At 66.1% G+C, this 19,278-nt stretch carries 19 protein-coding genes; 6 read left to right on the top strand and 13 right to left on the bottom strand.

Annotation, left to right across the window (positions count from 1 at the left end; genetic code table 11):
• Window positions 1-35: 35 nt before the first annotated feature.
• The 7 genes from WDLP6_RS26780 to WDLP6_RS26750 are packed head-to-tail and all read right to left on the bottom strand — an operon-like array spanning window position 36 to window position 8,174.
• Entirely contained in the window at window positions 36-770 is a 735-nt protein-coding gene (locus tag WDLP6_RS26780) for an energy transducer TonB (RefSeq protein ID WP_162594819.1), read from the bottom strand.
• A 7-nt stretch (window positions 771-777) separates the two neighbouring features.
• Window positions 778-4,716: a pilus assembly protein gene (locus tag WDLP6_RS26775; RefSeq protein ID WP_162594818.1), complete on the bottom strand. Its 3,939-nt coding sequence runs from the start codon at window positions 4,714-4,716 to the stop codon at window positions 778-780.
• Window positions 4,717-4,756: 40 nt separating this feature from the next.
• Complete coding sequence (locus tag WDLP6_RS26770) at window positions 4,757-5,458, bottom strand: pilus assembly protein PilX (RefSeq protein ID WP_162594817.1); 702 nt, start codon at window positions 5,456-5,458, stop codon at window positions 4,757-4,759.
• Between the two features lie 9 nt (window positions 5,459-5,467).
• Window positions 5,468-6,601 carry a PilW family protein gene (locus WDLP6_RS26765; RefSeq protein WP_162595269.1) on the bottom strand — a complete coding sequence of 378 codons (1,134 nt, stop codon included), beginning with the start codon at window positions 6,599-6,601 and terminating at the stop codon, window positions 5,468-5,470.
• A 1-nt stretch (window position 6,602) separates the two neighbouring features.
• Complete coding sequence (locus WDLP6_RS26760) at window positions 6,603-7,046, bottom strand: type IV pilus modification PilV family protein (RefSeq protein ID WP_197910204.1); 444 nt, start codon at window positions 7,044-7,046, stop codon at window positions 6,603-6,605.
• A 5-nt stretch (window positions 7,047-7,051) separates the two neighbouring features.
• Window positions 7,052-7,654 carry a GspH/FimT family pseudopilin gene (locus WDLP6_RS26755; RefSeq protein WP_162595268.1) on the bottom strand — a complete coding sequence of 201 codons (603 nt, stop codon included), beginning with the start codon at window positions 7,652-7,654 and terminating at the stop codon, window positions 7,052-7,054.
• Between the two features lie 16 nt (window positions 7,655-7,670).
• Window positions 7,671-8,174: a type IV pilin protein gene (locus WDLP6_RS26750; RefSeq protein WP_162594816.1), complete on the bottom strand. Its 504-nt coding sequence runs from the start codon at window positions 8,172-8,174 to the stop codon at window positions 7,671-7,673.
• Window positions 8,175-8,477: 303 nt separating this feature from the next.
• Between WDLP6_RS26750 and WDLP6_RS26745 the strand changes: the two genes are divergently transcribed.
• Entirely contained in the window at window positions 8,478-10,133 is a 1,656-nt protein-coding gene (locus WDLP6_RS26745) for a PglL family O-oligosaccharyltransferase (protein ID WP_162594815.1), read from the top strand.
• On the opposite strand, the gene moaC is transcribed toward WDLP6_RS26745, so the two are convergent.
• Window positions 10,085-10,612 (bottom strand): cyclic pyranopterin monophosphate synthase MoaC, encoded by a 528-nt coding sequence (moaC, locus tag WDLP6_RS26740; RefSeq protein ID WP_162594814.1) that lies wholly within the window; start codon window positions 10,610-10,612, stop codon window positions 10,085-10,087. The genes WDLP6_RS26745 and moaC overlap by 49 nt on opposite strands.
• A 52-nt stretch (window positions 10,613-10,664) precedes the next feature.
• Here moaC and WDLP6_RS26735 point away from each other — a divergent pair, with 52 nt between their 5' ends.
• Complete coding sequence (locus WDLP6_RS26735; protein ID WP_162570163.1) at window positions 10,665-12,224, top strand: M48 family metalloprotease; 1,560 nt, start codon at window positions 10,665-10,667, stop codon at window positions 12,222-12,224.
• An 11-nt stretch (window positions 12,225-12,235) separates the two neighbouring features.
• Window positions 12,236-13,330 (top strand): glycosyltransferase, encoded by a 1,095-nt coding sequence (locus WDLP6_RS26730; protein WP_162594813.1) that lies wholly within the window; start codon window positions 12,236-12,238, stop codon window positions 13,328-13,330.
• A gap of 48 nt (window positions 13,331-13,378) precedes the next feature.
• On the opposite strand, the gene WDLP6_RS26725 is transcribed toward WDLP6_RS26730, so the two are convergent.
• From WDLP6_RS26725 to WDLP6_RS26715, 3 genes are all read right to left on the bottom strand, one after another.
• Window positions 13,379-13,732 (bottom strand): phage holin family protein, encoded by a 354-nt coding sequence (locus WDLP6_RS26725; RefSeq protein ID WP_162570161.1) that lies wholly within the window; start codon window positions 13,730-13,732, stop codon window positions 13,379-13,381.
• Between the two features lie 65 nt (window positions 13,733-13,797).
• Window positions 13,798-14,274 (bottom strand): hypothetical protein, encoded by a 477-nt coding sequence (locus WDLP6_RS26720; protein WP_162594812.1) that lies wholly within the window; start codon window positions 14,272-14,274, stop codon window positions 13,798-13,800.
• Window positions 14,275-14,323: 49 nt separating this feature from the next.
• Entirely contained in the window at window positions 14,324-15,061 is a 738-nt protein-coding gene (locus WDLP6_RS26715; RefSeq protein WP_162570159.1) for a TerC family protein, read from the bottom strand.
• 414 nt (window positions 15,062-15,475) lie between these two features.
• Between WDLP6_RS26715 and WDLP6_RS26710 the strand changes: the two genes are divergently transcribed.
• Window positions 15,476-15,937: a DUF3717 domain-containing protein gene (locus WDLP6_RS26710; protein WP_162594811.1), complete on the top strand. Its 462-nt coding sequence runs from the start codon at window positions 15,476-15,478 to the stop codon at window positions 15,935-15,937.
• Window positions 15,938-15,943: 6 nt separating this feature from the next.
• A complete protein-coding gene (locus tag WDLP6_RS26705; RefSeq protein WP_162570157.1) occupies window positions 15,944-16,240 on the top strand; it encodes a putative signal transducing protein in 297 nt (98 codons plus the stop codon).
• A 124-nt stretch (window positions 16,241-16,364) separates the two neighbouring features.
• Here WDLP6_RS26705 and WDLP6_RS26700 read toward each other — a convergent pair whose 3' ends face one another.
• Together WDLP6_RS26700 and purB are read right to left on the bottom strand one after the other, a co-directional pair.
• Window positions 16,365-16,925 carry a YaeQ family protein gene (locus WDLP6_RS26700; RefSeq protein WP_162594810.1) on the bottom strand — a complete coding sequence of 187 codons (561 nt, stop codon included), beginning with the start codon at window positions 16,923-16,925 and terminating at the stop codon, window positions 16,365-16,367.
• On the bottom strand, window positions 16,925-18,304 hold the full coding sequence (gene purB / locus WDLP6_RS26695; RefSeq protein WP_162594809.1) for an adenylosuccinate lyase: 1,380 nt from the start codon (window positions 18,302-18,304) through the stop codon (window positions 16,925-16,927). The genes WDLP6_RS26700 and purB overlap by 1 nt, the downstream gene beginning before the upstream one ends.
• A gap of 146 nt (window positions 18,305-18,450) precedes the next feature.
• Between purB and WDLP6_RS26690 the strand changes: the two genes are divergently transcribed.
• Window positions 18,451-19,062, top strand: coding sequence for a glutathione S-transferase N-terminal domain-containing protein (locus tag WDLP6_RS26690; RefSeq protein WP_162594808.1), 612 nt, complete (start codon window positions 18,451-18,453; stop codon window positions 19,060-19,062).
• The last annotated feature ends 216 nt before the right edge of the window (window positions 19,063-19,278 follow it).

Raw genomic sequence — 19,278 nt, 5'->3', positions numbered from 1 at the left:
AGGAACCGATCTTTTGCTCAAAAAGAGCGCGCATCTCACCGACCCGCCAGCGGCGTATTGTCGAACACCACCTCCACGCGCTGCCGCGACTTGACGGCCCGTCCATCGATCTGCCCCGGCGCAAACCGCGCAGCCATGAAGGCTTCTCGCGCAGCCTGCTCGAACGCGGCAGGCAGGTCGGGCTTGTCGGCGATGACGTCCTGCACCTTGCCTTGCTCGTCGATGAAGAGCGACAGGATGCCCACGTAGCGGGCGAGGGCCGTCTCGCCCGGCGGCGCCGCGAGGAGGACCGGCGTCATGGCAACGGGCGGAACCGACAACAACGGGCGCGGCACATAGTCGTCGTGGTCGGCGGTGGCCACGGCCGAGGAGGCGATGGCGATCGGCGCTGCGGCCTCCGCGCCCGCAGCCGGCGGCGTCGTTGCAACCGGTGGTGCGGGCGTCTCGGCGATGGGTACTGCTTCGACCCGCTGCGCTGGACGCGCGGCGGGCGTCGCTGCAACGGCCGGCTCTGCGACAGCCGGCCGCTGCGGCGCGATCGGGGTCACGGAAGGCGCGGCGGTCGGCGCAGGCTGCAGACGCACCTGGAGGGCCCGCGGACTGCCGCCCGCGCCGTGTGCCGCCTGCCTCGGCGCGACATGGACGGCAAGCAGCGACGCATGCAATGCCAGCGAGCAGATGGCGCAGACCGGCAGCACCCAGCGCCCGGCCTGGAGCCGCCTCGCCGCGAATCCCGGCCCTGGCAGCGTCGTCGATGCCAGGGCCGTCATCGGCGAATCAGTCCGACAACTCGCGCCATGAGGTCCGGTGCGCACTGCCGCTGCCCGTGATCGGGGGGATCGGCGGGGTGTCGGGTTTGAGGTCGCCGTTGCTGCCCTGCGTAATGATGCGTATGTTGCCGTTGCTGTCCTTGACCCAGGTCAAGCCGACGATCAGCGAGTTGCTGCTCCACTGCTCGCCCGTGGGGTTGGTGGTGATCACCCCGCCGTTGGTCACGTCGAGGTAGTAGCGCCAGGACGAGCCGCCCGACGCGCAGGCATCGCCGTTCGGGATGGCGGTCGCGATCGCCAGCGTGTTGAATTGCAGGGTCAGGTTGGTGTTCACGCGTTCCCCCGCGTGCGGCAGGTCGACCCACCAGCCGGCCTTGGTCGTCCAGTCGACCGTGAGATTCGTGACGGAAGCGGAAGGGGGGGTGGTCGTGTTGTCCACCGTGAAGGTCTGCTGGACGAAGTCGGCAGTATCCGCGCGCACGTCGCCCCAGCCGGTGGCTGTCAGCGGGTCCTTGATGGCGTAGATGCTCTGCTGCGTCATGTCCGTGATGTCGGAGACGCCCAGGTAGCGTCCCGTCGCGACCAGGACCACGGGCTTGCCGGAGACTTGCGCCAACTCGGGCTTGGTCGTGATCGGCTGCGGTGTCGTCGTGTTGATCTGGAACTTGGCGAGCTGCATCGCGGCCTGGTTCGGCGCCACCAGTTTGTCGACGTCGAAGCGCCAGAGGTTGCCCTTCAGGTCGCCGCCGTAGAAGCGCTTGCCGGTGTTGTCGGCCGGGTTGTCGATCCAGGTGTTGATCTTCGCCAGGCCGCTCGGGTCGGTGCTGCTGCCAACGCCGGTCGAGATGTCGAGCAGCTTGGTGCCGCTGTCGGCGTTCAGCACATACAGATGGCCTTGGCCGTCGCCCGAGGTGTTGTTGTAGCCCGAAGCGAACGCGACCACCCAGGTGCCGTCGGCGCGCTTGGTCACCACGGGATTGCCGAAGCTCAGGCCCAGGTTGGCATCGGTGAATTCCCAGAGCGCCTTCGGGTTCGACGGGTCGGTGATGTCGAGCGCGTAGTAGCTGCTCCCGCCTTCGTTGAGGCCGCCGACCAGAATGGTCTTCCAGGTGCCGCCGACCTGGATGTCGGCCATCACCGGCGCGCCGTCCACATAGTACTGGTGCTTCGATGCATAGCTTGCATCGGCCAGCTTGTAGAGATTGGGCATCACGGCGGTGGGCACGTAGGCCCAGAGTTCGGTGCCGCCGTCGGAAGGATCGGCCGAGAAGGCATGCAGCATGCCGTCGTTCGCGGCGACGTAGACCACGTTCTTGCGCAGGCTCTGCGCCGTCACGAAGTCGGCATAGCCGGCATCGCCGTAGGTGAAGGGCGGTTTGCCTACGTGGACCGGCGCGCCGTTGATGATGTCGCCCAGCACATGGTCGCGCGCGCGGTAGAGCGCGGAACTGGTGGTGCTGATGTCGGTGGATGCGGTCGCCACGGCCGTCTCGTAGCTGCGCACGCCGCTCAGGTAGTTGACGAGATTGGCGCCGGTGTTGGCGAGCGTCTTGTCGGCGGTCGTGAGCGTCGCGCACTGCGTGGCCACCGAGGCCTGGGAGCAGAAATTGTTGAAGTACGCCTGCTGCGCGGTGCTCAGGTTGCCGTAGGTGAAGGTCTGCAGCCCGCTCGTGCCATTGAAATAGATCTTGCGGCTCGTGGCTGGCGTGGTGTCGAGGATCGTCTGTGCGGACCAGCTCGGTGTCGCGGCGATGCTGGCATCCGCCGCATTGAGCGTGAAGGCCTGCAGGTCGCCGGTCCAGGTCCCGGTGGTGTAGCTGGCCCGGTAGACCTGGTTGTTGTTGCCCGCCACCAGTTCGAGCGAACTGGTCGATGCCGCCGAGGCCGAGCCCGCGACCTGCTGGACGGAAGAGACGACGCCGTTGATGGCTTCGGCCAGCAAGCCGGCGTTGAGCGCCGAATAGTATTGGCCGCGGCCATTGACGGCGGCATGCCAGAGATCGTCGACGTTGGTGGCATTGCCGCCACTGTCTGTCTCCGCCGGGGTCGGCCAGTTCAGGGTGCCATTGGTGAGGCTCACATAGGTGCCCGCGGTCTGGGTCAGGTAGTTCTTGTCGTAGGGCAGCGTGCCGCTCACCCCGAGGCCGATGGTGAAGGTGTTCATGTGCTGCTTGACGTTCGGGTCGCCGCCCACCGGCCGCACGATGTCGGCGCAGACGTCCTGGCTGCTGCCGGAACTGGACGACGTGCAATTGTTGAGCGAGCTGTTGCGCAGGTCGTTCACGTAGTAGAAGTCCGCGACGTCGGCCAGCGTGTTGGGCGAGCCGCCTGTTGTGGAAGGCGTCAGGGTCGCGGTGCCGGCAACGTATGTACCCACTGTGCCATTGGCGGACGGCGTATAGGTGGTGACGATCGATGACCAACTGCTCCAGGCGGCGGAGCTTGTCGAGGTTGAGTTGCTGCCGGCACTCCCTTGGCAATTCGAGTTGGTGTTGCCACCCGAGAAAGTGGGGGTGCCGCTGTCGGTGCTGAAGGGGACTGCCACGCCGCTGTTGACCCACGTGGAATAGGTGGTCGCGCTATTGGTCGGGCCCGAGGTCTGAACACCATCGGTGGTGACAACGGTCTGGTTGAACGAAGCCGTGCTGGTTTGCGGCGTCGAGAATCCCTGGGTTCGCGTTTCGTTGGCGGTCTGCGTCGTCGTGGTGACGAGAAACTTGCTGGTGCTGCAGCCGTTCCCGTTCCTGCCAGTTCCTGTCCCGGGGGTCGAGGTACTGATGATATTGGTCCACTTCTGAGTGCTTGTCTGCGTCGTGACCAATGTTCGGCTCGCCGGTGCGCTGTAGGGCGTCACGGTGGTCACCACAGCGTGCGTATCGTCCTTCATCGGTCGTGGTTCAATGCCGTCCGGGTTGCCGACCTTGGTTGATCTGTCGAATTGGAACGGGCCGAAACTGCTGGTTTCCAGTCCTGTATTCCAGTAGCCGTCGGTCGACAACAGCGCGTAGTTGCGCTGGCAGGCGTACTGCATCGGGTCGTAGGTCTGGCGCGAGGCCTTGTTGGCAAAGTACTGTCCGGCCTTGGCCAGGGCGCCGCGAAGCGGTGTGTTGCCGCTGGGTGACGCGGCATAGAGGCTGCTGTAGAAGTTGGCCTTCTGCGTGGCGTCGAAGTCCTTGACGTCGCGGAAGTTGTTGGTGCCATCGATAGCCGTTGTGTCGCTGATCGTGCTGAAGCCGACCCGGTAGCTGGCATCGAGGGTGGAGATGGCCAGGCCCATGGCCGTGCGCATCAGCAGATAGCGCTTGCGGTAGTACGAATACCAGTTGGCGTAGTTCTGCGCGTCGGCCGATGCGCTGGTCATCGTGACCTTGCCGGAAGAGGGGAAGACGCTGCTGCTGCTCCCGGTGCTGGTCATGCACTCGTTGTAGAAGGTGTTCTGGACGACGCCGCTGCTGGTGTAAGTCCAGCCCATCTTCGGCTGACTGCCGGCGTACTTGTAGTAGACGTTGTAGCCGTTGGATGCGCTGAAGATGTTCGTCTTGCTGCCCGAGGTGTTGTAGCCGTCGTCCAGCGTGTTGGTGAGGGAGGCGTTGCCGTAGGACGTGCCGGTGGAGCTGATGGGCGGCGTGTAGGTCAGCGTCGGGTCGTAGGCCAGGCCATTGCATTGCGTCGACCAATAGCCGTACTTGCCGGAGTTGCTCATGTCATCGGGCATGTAGGCCGAACCCATGCTCCCGGAGTTGTCCAGAATGAACAGCAGATTCGGCTTGGCCTGGACGGTCGGGCGCGTGGCCAGGGGCTGGTCCGAGAGGTCGGTCGTGCCGGCCCTGGCCGGCGGCGCGAGCGCCGCGATCGTCAGGGCGCAGACCAGCAGCGACAAGCGCGCGCAGCGGGCGGCGCGCCCATGAGGCTCCAGGGCGAAGGCGGCAATGGCTTTGTTCTTCATGGCGTTGGATTCCTCTGCTGGCGCCGATGGCGCCCCCTCATCAGAAATGCACGATGGTCTCGGTGAAACTGGCGGTATTGCGCGCGCCGAGCACGCGCACGACGATGCGGTAGTAGGTGCTGGACGTGGCGCAGGGGAGCGGGGCTCCGCCGCCGTAGTCAAGCGCGCCCTTGGACCCGCACGCGGGGGCGCTGGTCGCAAGCTGGGCGCAAGTGATGCTTGTGTCGGTCGTGAAGTCGCCGGGTTTGGAGCAGAGCCTGAATACGATATAGCTCGCCTGGTTGCCGTTGATGGCGGCGGCGATGCTCGCCGGCAGCAGGGTGCAACCGGTGTACGAGCCGCTGGCTGCGGCCTTGCAATTGTTGGCGTCCCAGTCGACCAGCTGGCGATTGGCCGTGCCGGCCAGCATCTGGCCGGTGACATCGACCGGCGGCTTGATGGTGACGCCGTCCGCCGCGAGTTCCTGCGTGCTCGCGTAATAGCCGCTCGTGGCGAGGTCGGTGTTGAGGCTGGCGTTGTTGAGCGTGAGCCAGTCGATGGCCTGGCGCGCAGCCTGGTCGGCCGCCGCGGTGGCATCCTGCTTGAAGCCGATGTTGCCCAGCAGCAGGCTGCCGGTGTCGACAGATCGAACCAGCGCCAGCGTTCCGAGCGACAACGCGACCAGCGCGAGAAGAGCGAACAGGAGCGAGATCCCGCGCTGGGCGGACCCGCGCGAACGAGCGATGGATGCGTGCATGTGCATGGTGGTGACTCAGGAATTCCAGAGCACGTTGCGCAGCGGCACGATCGTGTCGTAGACCTTGTAGCGGTAGTGCTTCCATTGGTCCAGCCCGTCGACCTTGAGCGTGATGCACTTGCTGGTGCCGTTGCACGTGGTCGTGGCGGGACCGGTGATGGTGGCCGAGGTGCCGACGTCCCACAGCGGGTTGGCCTGCGTGACCTCATCCTTCTCGAACTGGTTGCTGCGCGCCACCAAGGCAATCCGGATGGCGACCACGCGCTGCCAGTCTGCGTTGGTGAGCGGCGTGATGTTGTCGTAGGTATCGACCGCGATGTTGCCGCTGGCATCCAGCGTGCCTTTGCCGTACAGCGCCTGCAGGTTGATGATCTGCGGATAGAGATCCTGCGAAGCGTTGACGCCGGTGACGGGCGAAAGCTCGCTGACCTGGAGGTTGTTCGCGTTGTTGACCGTGTTGATGGAGTAGGTGCGAAGAACCATCGAGCCCATGTTCAGCAGATAGTCGTCCTTGACGTAGCCGCTCGGCGGAAAGACGCTGTTCTGGTTCCATTTGCCGCTGGCGCCGGCGACATGCGGCACGACCGTCGGCGACAGGGTGGTCGCGGGGGAGGCGGTGTCCGAGGTCACGTTGAACAGGCTGCACCAGTTGTTGGCGCCCTGCAGCTTCGGCACGGCGATCATCATGTTGTTGACCACCGCGCCGAACGACGAGACCACCGTGAAATGGTTGTCCGTCGCGGTATGGGCGCCCGACAGGGCCATGGGTGCCGAGAAGCCCGAGGTTCGCCCGCGCAGGACGGTGATCGAGTCGGGCGCATCGCCGCCGCCGTCGTTGATGACGACCGGCGCCAGCGTGAAGGTGAACGGCGAGCCGATCGCGTCGAACTTCGCCTTCACCGGGCAGCCCAGCGCGTCCAGGCTCGAGGTTGCGCCGTAGCCCGACATCTCGATGTCGCGCTGAAGGGTGTAGAGCGACATCGCGCCGTTGACCTGCGCGTCGCTGCCCATCGCGACCGATCGCTTCTTGCCTTCGGCCAGTGCGAGGACCTGCGAGATCACCAGCACGGTCAGCATGCCCAGCAGCAGGCCGATCATGAGTTCGATCAGCGTGAACCCGCCTTGCCTGGCTCGTTGGGTGATTTTCATCCTAGCTCCCGGATTTCGCGACCGTCGTGTGCGTGACGTACTGATGGGCGTCGCCGTTCGGCATGGTCCAGTTGATGGTGATCGCCACGTCGCCGGTGGTCGCGGTGACCGCCACAGTGCCGGTCCCTCTCGGCAGATCGTTGGCCACCTTGGTCTGCCACTCCTTGCATCGCGCCTGCGAGGCACAGCCGGTGCCGTCGTAGCTCGCCATGTTGGCGAGGTCGGACCACATGCGGCCGACCACGTCGCTGGCCAGGAAGGCCGCGTCGGCACGCACCTTGGAATCGGTCTGTGCGCGCGTCATCGCGCCCTGCAGGCCGACCAGGCCGAGCACGCCGAGCATGAACAGCAGCATCGCCACCATCACTTCGATCAGGACAACACCCCGGACGCGGCGGGGCGCGGCGGCCCGCGGTCGTTGGAGGAATTTCTTTGGTGCTTGCATTTCCGTTACGGGCTTGGGGGGACGCAGAGGCGCGGGTCTTTGGTGTCGGTCACGCGCGGATCGCACATGCGCACCAGCCCTCCCGGCGAGACCACGATGCTCAGGTTGACGCTGCCGGTCGCACCGGTCACGTTGATAAACCCGATCGTGCCCGCGCCCGCGGTCGGAGCGATCCGTCCGAAACCATCGAAGGTGACGGCCATGCCGGCGGTAGCGTTGTCGGCCTGAAAGGCAGCGACCGTGATGCCGCCACCGGATGCCCGGCCCGTGACGAGCATCGGCGAGGAAGTGGTCGAAGGGGCGTCGGCACAATGGCCCACCGGCGAGTTGATGCTCACCACCCAGGAGCCGCTGGTGCTGGAGAGGGTGCAATCGTTGCTCAGGGTCGTGGGATCACCGACCGCGACCAGCCAGAAGGACATGCGCTGGTTGCGCCGGACCGCCTCGGCGCGTGCGATCTGCAGGCCGTTCTGAAGCGAATCGGCGACGTTCCGGATGCGTGTGTTGCCGGTCCAGTTGGCGACGGTGGGCATGGCCATCGCGAGGATCATCGCCAGCACCGTGATGGTGACGATCAGCTCGACGAGCGTGAAGCCGCGTTGACGCATGGTTCTGCTCCGCGGGTCAGCAGGTGGGATCTTTCGAGAGCCAGCAGGTCACGTTGACGGTAGCGCCCTTGAACATCGTCGTGCCGCGATCGCCGCTCTGGTTGATCGTGTAGACATGGCCGATCGCCCGACCTGCGCTGCCCGTGGCGGTGATGATGTAGCTCTGCTGCGTGGAGTCGCCGGCAGCGGTGTCGGCTTTGCATCCGAAGGTGAAATACTTGGCGCTGCTCGGCGCGAAGTTGTTCCAGCCGTTGGCGGTCGGGTCCGATGCGCAAGCCGTGGCGGCGGTGCCGTAGTTGCGGTTGTCCTGGTAGTACTGCTCCATCTTCGTCCGGAAATCGGAGAGGAAGCCGAAGGCCTCCTGGATCTGACCGCGGCGGATGTAGTCGATGTAGGAGGGAACGGCGATCGAAGCCAGGATCGCTACGATCGCGATCGTGATCATCACTTCGATCAGCGTGAACCCCGATGCCCGAAGGCGGCGAGGTGCTGCGCCACGGTTGAAAGGGCCAGGGGCCATCGATGGTGAGTGGCAGGCAGTTTGCACTGTGGTGACTTTCAATCGAATGTCTTAATGGCGGTCACCAATTGTCACAAACGAGGCTTTCATGGCGTTGCCGTCCATCTGCCGGCAAGCGCCTTTTGTCAATTCATGGTGTTGAAAGCGTGAACTTTTGAATGAACTAGAGCCCAGCTTCGAATTGCCGAACGGCATGGCAGACACCGCGCAGGCAGCACATCCCATGGCCGGACACACCGCTGCCGAAAGGACAGGAACATCGCGACCCTGATCGATCCGAAGCCGCCGGGCCAGGCGCTCCTCATGCCACAGCAGTTGGCCAGAGCATGGATCTGCGCACTGCTCATCGCGCTGCCCTTTCTTTGTCCATGGGCCGCAGGCCCATCGGTCAACACGTGGCAATTGCTGGCGGCCTGGAGTTGCTCGGCGCTGCTCGTGATCGTGGGACCGGCCGCAGCGCTCGCGCCTCGTCTGGCCGCCTGGCTGGCATTCGGCGCAGCGTGGGTGCTGTTCGGGCGAGGACCCGGTACGGTTCCCGGTCTGTCAGCCGCCGCGGCAGTCGGCGTCGTGGGCCTCGCCGCGTGCGTCGGCGCGGGGCTGGCGCGCTCGCCGAAGTGGCTGGCCGGGGCCTTCGGCTGGGGCCTGCTCATCGCAGGCCTCGTCAGCGCCATCCTCGGCCTGCTGCAGTATTACGGGATGGCCGATGCGCTGGCGCCCTGGACCACGGCACCCAAGCTCGGCGAGGCCTACGGCAACCTGCGCCAGCGCAACCAGTTCGCCACGCTGATCAGCATGGCGCTGATCGCGGCGCTGTGGCTGTACGCGATCCATGGGCGCGGCGTGCGCGCGGCGCTGTGGCCGGCGGGGATTCTGCTCATTGCAGCGGCTGCCGCATCGACATCGCGCACCGGGCTGATCCAGGTCGTGTCGATCAGCATCATCTCGGCCTTTTTGGCATGGCGCGAGCGCCAGCCTTTGCGTACGGGCAAGAGCGATTTTCGGCTGCCGTCGCCCTGGCTTCTGCTGACGATCATCGCCGTGTACTTCTTCTTCGCGTGGCTGCTGCCGACGCTGGCCGGCCCGGAAGTCGAAGGCATCTTCGGCCGCCTGCGCGAGGGCGAATCCGATGCTCACGGCCGCGCCGTGCTGTGGCACAACGTGCTGGCGCTGATCGCCCGGCATCCGTGGCGCGGCTGGGGCTGGGGCGAGCTGAGTTACGCGCACTACGCGACCTTCTACAGCGGCCCGCGCTTCATGCTGATCCTGGACAACGCGCACAACCTGCCGCTGCACCTCGCGGTCGAGCTCGGCGTGCCGGCTGCCGTGCTGATCTGCGGCAGCTTCGGCTGGATGATGTTCGCCGCGCGTCCGTGGCGCGAAACCGATCCGACGCGGCTCATGGCCTGGGGCATGCTCGCGGCGATCCTGCTGCACAGCATGCTGGAATATCCGCTCTGGTACGGACCGTTCCAGCTGGTGTTCGGGCTTTGTCTCGGGCTGCTGTGGCCGGCGGCGGAAAAGCCGAGACCGGCATGGCGTGCGATCCCTGTGTTGTCGAGGAGCGCCGCGGTCCTCCTGCTGGCGGTCGTCGGCTACGCGGGCTGGGACTACAACCGCATCAGTCAGATCTATCTCGCGCGCGACGAACGCCTGCCCGCCTACCGCGACGACACGCTGGCCAAGCTGCAGGGCTCGCGGCTCTTTGCGAGGCAGGTGCAATTCGCCGAGCTGACGCTGACTCCGGTGGACAAGGCCAACGCCGCCAGGATGCATGCGCTGGCGTTGCAGATGCTTCATTTCTCGCCCGAGCCGCGCGTCATCACCAAGCTGATCGAAAGCGCCACGCTGCTCGGACGGGACGACGAGGCCTTCGCGCAGGCAGCGCGCTTCAAGGACGCGTTTCCGAACGACTACGCGCGCTGGCTCGCCGGCAAGCCGCTGGAAGAACCGCCCGATTGATCGGCAGCGACGTAGCTCCCCGACTTGCCCCCATGCTTCTCGAGCACATGCACATCGGTGATGCGCATGCCGCGATCCACCGCCTTGCACATGTCGTAGATGGTGAGCAGCGCGACCTGCACCGCGGTCAGGGCTTCCATCTCGACGCCGGTCGGCCCGACCGTCTCGACGGTGGCGGTACAAGCCACCTGCGGAACCTCGCCGCCCGCCACCGCGAAGGCCACTGCCACGCGCGTCAGCGCCAGCGGATGGCACAGAGGAATCAGGTCGCTGGTCTTCTTGGCGGCCTGGATGCCCGCGATGCGCGCGACACCCAGCACGTCGCCCTTCTTCGCGCTGCCCGATTCGATCAGTGCCAGCGTCGAGGCCTGCATCTCGATGCGGCCCGTCGCCACGGCCACGCGATGGGTTGCGGGCTTGGCGGCCACGTCGACCATATGGGCCTGGCCCTGGGCGTCAAAATGGGTGAGAGAACTCATGTGAACGTTCGGCAGAGTGCCGCATCATACGAGGCCGAGCCATAGACGAGGAATGCCACGCGTGACTCCTTTTCCCCTTGATTTCTTCCGCACCCTGTGCGCGATGCTGTTGATCGCCTCGCAGCTCGCGCTGCCTGCGCCGGCCCGCGCCCAGTTACTGCCGGGCCTGGGCGACGGCGGCGAGATGACCGCCAGCGCCGAGCGCCATCTCGGCGACCAGATCGCCCGCGAGATCTACCGCGATCCCGACTACCTCGACGACCCCGTCCTGCTCGAGTACGTGGACGGCATCTGGCAGCGGCTGCTCGCAGCGGCACGCACCCGCGGCGAGCTCACGCCCGAACTCGACGAGCGATTCGCCTGGACCATCCTGCTGGACCGTGACCGCGACATCAATGCGTTCGCACTGCCGGGCGGCTACATGGGCCTCAACCTCGGCCTGATCGCGGTGGTCGGCAGCCCGGACGAACTCGCGACCGTGCTCGGCCACGAGATGTCGCACATCACGCAGCGCCACATCTCGCGCATCATGGCGCGGCAGAGCAAGCAGACGCCGCTGGTGCTGGCCGGCATGGTGCTCGGCATGATCGCTGCGGCCAAGAGCCGCAATCCGGATGCCGGCCAGGCCGTGCTGGTCGGCAGCCAGGCGCTGTTCGCGCAGAACCAGCTTGCGTTCTCGCGTGACATGGAACGCGAGGCCGACCGCATCGGCTTCGGCGTGATGACGCAGGCCGGCTTCGCGCCGCAGGGCGCGGCCGCGATGTTCGAGAAGCTGCAATACGCCGCGCGCCTCAACGACAACGGCTCCTATCCGTACCTGCGCAGCCATCCGCTCACCAGCGAGCGGATGGCGGACATGCAGGCGCGCTTCCAGTTCAAGGCCGGCAACGCCGCCGCCGCGATCCCGCTGACGATGGACCACGCGATGATCTCGGCCCGGGCGCGCGTGCTGGCGCGGCCCGGCGTCGACATGCTGCGGCTCTGGGTCGACACGGCATCGAGCGGCGAGTTCGCGCGCAGCGCGCCCGCCCAACAGGCCGGCATGCTCTACGCGGCGGCGCTGTCGGCCAACGCGCTGCGCGATTTCAGGGCGGCGCGCGCGCAGGCACAGCGGCTCGTCACGCTGACGGCCGGTGATGCGGCGGGCTCGCGCCTGGCCCGCCTGCTGTCCGCCGAAATCGAACTCGCGGCGGGCGCGGCGCCCAAGGCAGCGGCGCTGCTCGATCCCAAGGCCAAAGACCGGCCCGAGATGCTGCTGGCCGCTCAGGCTGCGGTCGCCACGCACAACCCGACGCCGATGGTGGCGCCGCTGCGCGACTGGGTGGCGGTTCATCCGCGCGACGCGACCACTTGGCGCACGCTGTCCAGTCTCTACAACGCGCAGAACGACACGCTGCGCGCGGTGCGCGCCGACGCCGAGGCCAACGTGGCGATCCTCGATTACCCGGGCGCGCGCGACCGTCTCAAGGCCGCCCAGGAACTGGTGCGCAAGAGCGAGGAAAAACCGGGCGGCACGCCGATCGACCACTACGAGGCGTCGATCATCGACACCCGCGAGCGCGCGGTCGAAGCGCTGGTGAAGGAGCAGGCGGCCGAACCCCCGCTCAAATAGGGCGCTGCCGCATGGAAATCCTGGTCGTCGTCGGCACGCTGTCCGGCCTTGGTGGCATCGAGACCTGCGTGCGAATGCTCGCCGAGGAAGCCGAAGCCGTCGGCGACCGAGTGCGCATTCTTGCGCTCAGCCCGAGCGTTCTGGATGCGCACTGGCACGATGGGCTGCTCTATACCGAGGTCGCGAACGGACCGAGGTCGCTCAAGTGGCAGATGATCCCCGGCCTGCCCGCGATCGTCGGCGCCTGCAGGACCCGTCGGCCCGACGTCGTGATCGCGATCTATGGCTCCAGCATTCCGCTGCTGAGGTTGAGCCTGTTCCTGGCGCGCCTGCGGCGGCCGGTCATGGCGTGGCTGCATTTTTCGACGGCGCACAAACAGCGCACCAGCCTTCTTCGCTTTGCCCATGGCCACCTCTGCATCAGCTCGCAGATCGCCACGGCGGTGAAGGAGACCGCCGGCGTCGATGCCGACAGGGTGCACCTCGTCTACAACGGTGTGCGCATCGATTCAGCGGCACGGCTTGCCCGCTCGACCGGCGGGCCGCTGCGGCTGCTGCATGCAGGGCGTCTCATGGTCGGAAGACAGAAGCGCACCGACGATCTCCTGCGCGCGCTTGCACGCGTGACGGGCGATTGGCAATTGGTTCTCGTCGGCAAGGGAGAGTCCGAAGACGATGTCTTCCAGCTGCAGGCCTTGGCCGAGCGGCTCGGCATCGCCGATCGCCTGCACTGGCTGGGATGGCAGTCCGATCCCTGGCATGCGGTCGGGACGGCGGACCTGCTTGTCATGTGTTCTGCCTTCGAGGGTTTTCCGATGGTGTTGATCGAAGCCATGGCGCACGGCATTCCTTGCCTCAGCAGCGACTGTCCCTCGGGCCCGACCGAAATCATCCAGCCGGATTGCAACGGTTGGCTTTATCCGGTCGGCGACGAGGATGCGCTCGCGCGCCGTATCCAGGCCCTGGTCGATGATCGTTCCCTGCTTCCCGTCGCCGACGCGGTTCGTGCATCGGTGGCCAGATTCAGCAGCCGCAAGATGTATGAACGGATACGGCAGGCGATCGACATCACGATCGAGCGTCAGGGGCGTGGCCGTGCCGCCTGAGGTCGGGCCGCGCGGCGGCCCGTGCCATGCCGGATGGCCGGCCAGCGATCAACGCTTCGAGAACAGCCCGCCGAGTGCGGCCTCGATGATGAGGCCGATCACCGAATAGAGCAGCGAGCCGATCAAGGCCGAGACGAAGCCGTTGACATGGAAGCCAGCGAGCAGGCCCGACGCGGCCCAGAACAGCAGCGCGTTGATGACGAACAGGAACAGGCCCAGCGTGACGATGGTGACCGGCAGCGTGAGCACCACCAGCACCGGCCGCAGGACCATGTTGAGCAGCCCGATCACTGCCGCGGCGATCAGCGCCGAACTGAAGTTCGTCACCTGCACGCCGCTGTAGACGTACGTCACCGCGAGCAGCGCCAATGCGCTGAGCAGCCATTTGATGAGAAGTCGCATAGCGGCGCAGGATACACCGGGCATGGCGCCGCAAACCTGACGCCCCGTGCACCGGATGCAGCAGCCTATTCCGCGAGCTCGTTGGCCAGCACCAGCAGCGCGCCCATGCCCAGCATCGCGCCCGGCAGCACCCAGCCCGAATGGCTCGCGGGCGGCTGACCCGGCGCGACCGGTTCGAGCTCGGCCCCGATCTTCGGGCGGCGCGCATCGACCACCCGCGCGGCGCCGTGTTCCTGCTTCAGCCGCTGCGTGAGCTCGGTGAGCGGGCCCTTGGCCACGAGCGCGGTGACCTGGTCGCCTTCGCATTGCAGCAGCGGCACCAACTGGTCCTGCACCTTGGCGAACCACTTGGCGCGCCAGTTTTCTCGCGCGCTGTGGCTTACCCACTTGCTGATGCGATGCGTCATGCGCGGCGCGCAGGCCACCAGCACCCAGTGGTGCGGGCCTCTGGCATGGGCCGCCTGGGTCGCATCGGCCGCCAGGCCGGCGATGAACTCGCGCGCGTAGGCCGCGTCGTCGACGTAGAGGATGATCTTTTCCATGGGTGCTCCTTCTTTCGTGGCTGAGAGTGAGAGAGGCATCGGCCGCGGATCAGGCGGTGACCGTGTTCGCCGACTTCGGGTTGCGCGCGGCGATCCATTTGCCGATCGCCAGCACGAGCAGCGCACCGGCCGTGCCGGCCAGGTACTTCGCGGCGTCGGTCGGCGGCACCTTGGGCACCCAGGTCCATTGCGCCGTGTCGACCAGCGCGGGATCGGACACCGCCATGGTGCCGGCGATCCAGCCGAGCAGCATGCCGCCGAGCGTGATGATCACGGGGAAGCGGTCCATCAGCCTGATGACCAGCTGGCTGCCCCAGACGATGATCGGGATGCTGACCAGCAGGCCGAAGATCACCAATGGCATCTGGTGGCCGTCGCTCGCGCCCTGCGCGGCGCCGGCGATGGCGATCACGTTGTCCACGCTCATCACCAGGTCGGCCACGATCACGGTCTTGACCGCCGCCCACACCTTGTCGCTGGCGGTGATGCTGCCGTGCGGATCGTCGGCGTCGGGTACCAGCAGCTTGATGCCGATCCATACCAGCAGGATGGCGCCGGCCAGTTTCAGGAACGGGATTGCCAGCAGCGTGAGCGCAAAGAAGATCAGTACCACGCGCAGCACGATGGCGCCCGCGGTGCCCCACAGGATGCCCTGCGTGCGTTGTGCCGGCGGCAGCTTGCGGCAAGCCAGCGCGATCACCACCGCGTTGTCGCCGCCCAGCAGGATGTCGATCATGATGATCTGGCCGACGGCGACCCAGAATTCGGGGGTCAGAAACTGTTCCATGAAGTCCTCTGTTCGTTCGATCCATTCCGGGCAGATCGGATGAAGCGGCTGAAATGAGGACCGGGGGCTCCGGGACTTGCAATCGCTTCGATCAAACCTGCGCAGGTTCAAATCGAAGGTCTTGCTCGGCAGCGTGGGCTGCCCGACAGGCCGGAAGTTTTTGATGCTTCGTATTGACGACCTGGCGATACCCGCTCTGGTGAAAAGCGGACGGGAGCTACTCCCCTTCGTGTGCCGGAATTAGAGCAGCCGGGCGTCCGCGTGGCAACGCATTTTTTCGAGGGCTTAAGAAAAATGAATCTACAAGGCGCGTCCACTGGGCGTTTGTTGCTATTGTTTTGGTAGCATCCATAACCTTCGGTGGTCGCGGGCCTTTGCCGGTCTATGATGCCCGCTCGCCTTTCCAGACCGTCCATGGCCGCCATTCATATCACCGACATCGAGGCCGCCATCAACCACTGGCGCGAGCTCAAGCCATCGCCCGATGGCATCACTCTGGCGCCTGAATTGCGCGCGCTGGCGGAGGTCTACGCGCTCATGGTGTTCCACCATGAAGATGAGGTCGACGAGGTCGGCTTCCCGTCCGAAGCCTGGGCCGCGTGGCTGGCCTGGTACCAGACCACGCCCGACACGCCCTGCATTGCCATCTGCTCCACCAGTCAGGGCGACGACGAATGCAAGGGTTGCGGGCGCAGCTTCGACGAAGTCCAGCACTGGCCCGCCATGACGCCGGGCGAGAAGCGCGCCACCTGGCGCCGCATCACCATGCAGGACACGGCCTGGCGCTTCAACAAGTACGCCGAGCGGGCGCGCGAGGCCGAGCACGTGTGGCCCGATGACGCGATCGCCGAAGCGCCGCCCGAGGGCGCGGGCTGAGTCCTCATGCGCCGCCTCGCCCAAGCTCCCAATCTGGCGATCGCGACGCTCTGGGCGCATGCGCTGCGCGAGGATGGCGTCGCCGTGTCGGTCCAGCGCGAATACCTCGGCGGCGCAGCGGGCCAGCTGCCGCCCGATCAGTGCCTGCCGGAAATCTGGGTCGAGGACGAGGCCCAGTTCGCTCTTGCCGAACGTCTTCTGCGTGAGTTGCAACACCGTCCGCAGCGGCGCTGGCAATGCAGCTGCGGCGAGCTGGTCGAGGGCGGCTTCGAGCAGTGCTGGCGTTGCGGGAAAATGATGTAATCCCCAGTCTCCGCGCACTTCGTGTCGCTTCGCCAACCCCTTGCAGGGGGCAACACCAGCGGCCCGGCAAAGCCGGATCCGCAGCGTTTCTGGAAGGGGCGGGAACGGGGACGCGCCGGCGGCGTTACTTCAGTCGCACGAGCTCGATATCGATGCTGTGCGTGCCATCACCCAGCATCAGCGCGCCTTCCTGCACCGTGGCCTGCAATTGCATCGAGCGCTGCGCGAGCGCGGCGAGGGATTGCGATGCGAGCGTGGGTACGCGGAACACGCTCAGGTTCTGCGGCCGGGTGAGCTTGTTCTCGATGCCGCGCCACCAGATCTCGGCCGCATGATTGAAGCAATAGACGATGACCTCGTCGGCCCTGCCGCAGGCCTTGATGATGGGCTTGTCCTCGGGCTGGCCGACCTCGATCCACAGCTTGATCTCGCCGGTGAAGTCGCGCAGCCAGAGGTCGGGCTCGTCGGGATTCGACAGGCCGGCGCCGAAGGCCAGCGTGCCGTCGCCGTGGCAGACGTCCTGCAGCTTGTACGCATTGAGGGCCAGCGCGACGAGGCGGATCATCATCCGCTCGTCGGTCTCGCTGGGATGCCGCGCCAGGGTCAGCGCGTGGTCCGCGTAGTAATTGTGGTCGATGTCGGCGACGGCGAGGTTCGCCTTGAAGATCGTGGACTTGAGGGCCATCAGGCCCGCCGCGCGAGCTCGGCCGCCTTGCCCGTGTAGCTGGCCGGCGTCATCGCCAGCAGCCGCTCTTTCTCGACCTCGGGGATCTCGAGCGATCGGATCAACCCATGCAGTGCCTCGGCCGTGACGCTCTTGCCGCGCGTGACTTCCTTCAGCCGCTCGTAGGCGCCCTGCACGCCGAAGCGCCGCATCACGGTCTGGATCGGCTCGGCCAGCACTTCCCACGAAGCGTCGAGGTCGGCGGCCAGCGCCTCCTCGTTGAGCTCGAGCTTGCCGAGGCCGGTCGCGAGGCTCGCGTAGGCCAGCACGGCATAGCCGAAGGCGACGCCGACGTTGCGCAGCACGGTGCTGTCGGACAGGTCGCGCTGCCAGCGGCTGATCGGCAGCTTCTCGCTCAGATGCCGCAGCAAGGCGTTCGCGAGGCCGAGATTGCCCTCGGCATTCTCGAAATCGATCGGGTTGACCTTGTGCGGCATCGTCGACGAACCGATCTCGCCCTGCTTCAGTCGCTGCTTGAAATAGCCCAGGCCCACGTAGCCCCAGACGTCGCGCGAGAAATCGATCAGGATCGTGTTGGCGCGCGCCACTGCATCGAACAGCTCGGCCATGTAGTCGTGCGGCTCGATCTGGATGCTGTAGGGCTGGAAGCTGAGGCCGAGGCCGAGCGGCGCCGGCGTCTCGACGACCTTGCGGCTGAACGCCTCCCAGTCGAATTCGGGCCAGGCCGCGAGGTGCGCGTTGTAGTTGCCGACCGCACCGTTCATCTTGCCCAGCAACTGCACCGACGCGATCTGCGCGCGCGCCTTCGCCAGGCGCACGGCGACGTTGGCGAGTTCCTTGCCGACGGTGGTCGGGCTGGCCGTCTGGCCGTGCGTGCGCGAGAGCATCGGCACGGCGGCGAACTTGCCGGCCATCTCGCGCAGCGTCGCGATCAGGCCGTCGATCGCCGGCAGCATGACCTTCTCGCGCGCGGCCTGGATCTGCAGCGCGTGGCTGGTGTTGTTGATGTCCTCGCTGGTACAGGCGAAGTGCACGAACTCGGAGGCCGAGAGCAGTTCGGGCCGCGCCTCGAACTTCGACTTGATCCAGTATTCGACGGCCTTCACGTCGTGGTTGGTGGTCTTCTCGATCTGCTTGATCGCGACCGCATCGGCCTCGGAGAAATTCGTGACCAGGCCGAGCAGGTACTTGCGTGCGCCGCCGGTGAGCGGCTTGAATTCGGGAAAGCCGCAGTCCGACAGCGCGATGAACCAGGCGACTTCGACCTGCACCCGCCGGTGCATGTAGCCCTGTTCGCTCATCAGCGGCCGCAATGCCGAGAGCTTGGCCGCATAGCGACCGTCGAGGGGGGAAAGGGCGGAGACAGTGGAGAAGCTCATGGCCGAATTTTAGGTGGCGTCCCGGGGGAAGCAATTTCGTCCCTCGCGGCGGCGCCGGCCCTCGGCAAAGGCACGATTCCGCGGCGTGCGCCTTCACCTAGAATCGAAATGCCACAACGACGACCCCCGAGGGGGAGAGAGCCCGCATGAAACTGATCGGATCCGCAGCCAGCCCCTACGTGCGCAAGGTGCGCGTGGTCATGGCCGAGAAGCGGCTCGACTACCAGTTCGTGATCGAAGACGTCTGGTCCGAGGACACCTCGATCGCGAGTTCCAATCCGCTGGGCAAGGTTCCCTGCCTGATCATGGACGGCAGCGAGGCCATGTTCGATTCACGCGTGATCGTCGAATACCTCGATACCCTGTCGCCGGTCGGCAAGCTGATCCCGCAGCAAGGCCGCGAGCGCGCCGAGGTCAAGACCTGGGAAGCGCTGGCCGACGGCGTGGTCGATGCCGGTGTGCTCTGGCGCCTCGAGGCGACCTGGGCGAAACGCAGTGATGGCGAGCGCAGCCAGGCCTGGATCGATCGCCAGCGCGCGAAGGTCGAAAGCGGGATCGCCGCGATGGCCAAGGGATTGGCCGAGAAGCCTTTTTGCAGCGGCATTCACCTGAGTCTGTCGGACATCGCGGTCGGCTGCGCGCTCGGCTGGATCGGGTTTCGCTTTCCGGAAGTCGACTGGCGTGCCGACCATCCCAACCTCGTGCGTCTCTATGACAAGCTGATGCTGCGACCCAGCTTCGCCGACACCCAGCCCTGATGATGAAGAAGGCGCCGCAAGGCGCCTTCTTTTTTGAACTCCGGCGGAATACAAAAATGTTGCGAGGCGCCCCGACGCGAAAGAGGGAGGGAGGGAGGAGGAGGAGAATCGCCCCGGGATTTCGACCGGGCGGCAGGCGCCCGGAAGACCTCGCAACATGAAAAAAGTCCGGGCCAGGAAGACCCGGAACCGTTATGAGCGAAGCCCCCCGGTGGG

This window comes from Variovorax sp. PBL-E5 (genome assembly GCF_901827185.1).
Taxonomy (GTDB): Bacteria; Pseudomonadota; Gammaproteobacteria; order Burkholderiales; family Burkholderiaceae_C; genus Variovorax.
Note: the sequence above shows the minus strand (reverse complement) of the source record. Positions and strands in the feature narration are given on the sequence as shown.

What these genes read in the sequence shown, in the direction of transcription:
- WDLP6_RS26690 (WP_162594808.1), top strand. Translation starts at nt 18,451, where the DNA reads ATGAAACTGATCGGATCCGCAGCCAGCCCCTACGTGCGCAAGGTGCGC.
- WDLP6_RS26700 (WP_162594810.1), bottom strand. Translation starts at nt 16,925, where the DNA reads ATGGCCCTCAAGTCCACGATCTTCAAGGCGAACCTCGCCGTCGCCGAC.
- WDLP6_RS26755 (WP_162595268.1), bottom strand. Translation starts at nt 7,654, where the DNA reads ATGCGTCAACGCGGCTTCACGCTCGTCGAGCTGATCGTCACCATCACG.
- WDLP6_RS26720 (WP_162594812.1), bottom strand. Translation starts at nt 14,274, where the DNA reads ATGGAAAAGATCATCCTCTACGTCGACGACGCGGCCTACGCGCGCGAG.
- WDLP6_RS26715 (WP_162570159.1), bottom strand. Translation starts at nt 15,061, where the DNA reads ATGGAACAGTTTCTGACCCCCGAATTCTGGGTCGCCGTCGGCCAGATC.
- WDLP6_RS26705 (WP_162570157.1), top strand. Translation starts at nt 15,944, where the DNA reads ATGCGCCGCCTCGCCCAAGCTCCCAATCTGGCGATCGCGACGCTCTGG.
- WDLP6_RS26780 (WP_162594819.1), bottom strand. Translation starts at nt 770, where the DNA reads ATGACGGCCCTGGCATCGACGACGCTGCCAGGGCCGGGATTCGCGGCG.
- WDLP6_RS26725 (WP_162570161.1), bottom strand. Translation starts at nt 13,732, where the DNA reads ATGCGACTTCTCATCAAATGGCTGCTCAGCGCATTGGCGCTGCTCGCG.
- WDLP6_RS26770 (WP_162594817.1), bottom strand. Translation starts at nt 5,458, where the DNA reads ATGCACATGCACGCATCCATCGCTCGTTCGCGCGGGTCCGCCCAGCGC.
- WDLP6_RS26760 (WP_197910204.1), bottom strand. Translation starts at nt 7,046, where the DNA reads ATGCAAGCACCAAAGAAATTCCTCCAACGACCGCGGGCCGCCGCGCCC.
- WDLP6_RS26735 (WP_162570163.1), top strand. Translation starts at nt 10,665, where the DNA reads ATGCCACGCGTGACTCCTTTTCCCCTTGATTTCTTCCGCACCCTGTGC.
- moaC (WP_162594814.1), bottom strand. Translation starts at nt 10,612, where the DNA reads ATGAGTTCTCTCACCCATTTTGACGCCCAGGGCCAGGCCCATATGGTC.
- purB (WP_162594809.1), bottom strand. Translation starts at nt 18,304, where the DNA reads ATGAGCTTCTCCACTGTCTCCGCCCTTTCCCCCCTCGACGGTCGCTAT.
- WDLP6_RS26750 (WP_162594816.1), bottom strand. Translation starts at nt 8,174, where the DNA reads ATGGCCCCTGGCCCTTTCAACCGTGGCGCAGCACCTCGCCGCCTTCGG.
- WDLP6_RS26710 (WP_162594811.1), top strand. Translation starts at nt 15,476, where the DNA reads ATGGCCGCCATTCATATCACCGACATCGAGGCCGCCATCAACCACTGG.
- WDLP6_RS26775 (WP_162594818.1), bottom strand. Translation starts at nt 4,716, where the DNA reads ATGAAGAACAAAGCCATTGCCGCCTTCGCCCTGGAGCCTCATGGGCGC.
- WDLP6_RS26730 (WP_162594813.1), top strand. Translation starts at nt 12,236, where the DNA reads ATGGAAATCCTGGTCGTCGTCGGCACGCTGTCCGGCCTTGGTGGCATC.
- WDLP6_RS26745 (WP_162594815.1), top strand. Translation starts at nt 8,478, where the DNA reads ATGCCACAGCAGTTGGCCAGAGCATGGATCTGCGCACTGCTCATCGCG.
- WDLP6_RS26765 (WP_162595269.1), bottom strand. Translation starts at nt 6,601, where the DNA reads ATGAAAATCACCCAACGAGCCAGGCAAGGCGGGTTCACGCTGATCGAA.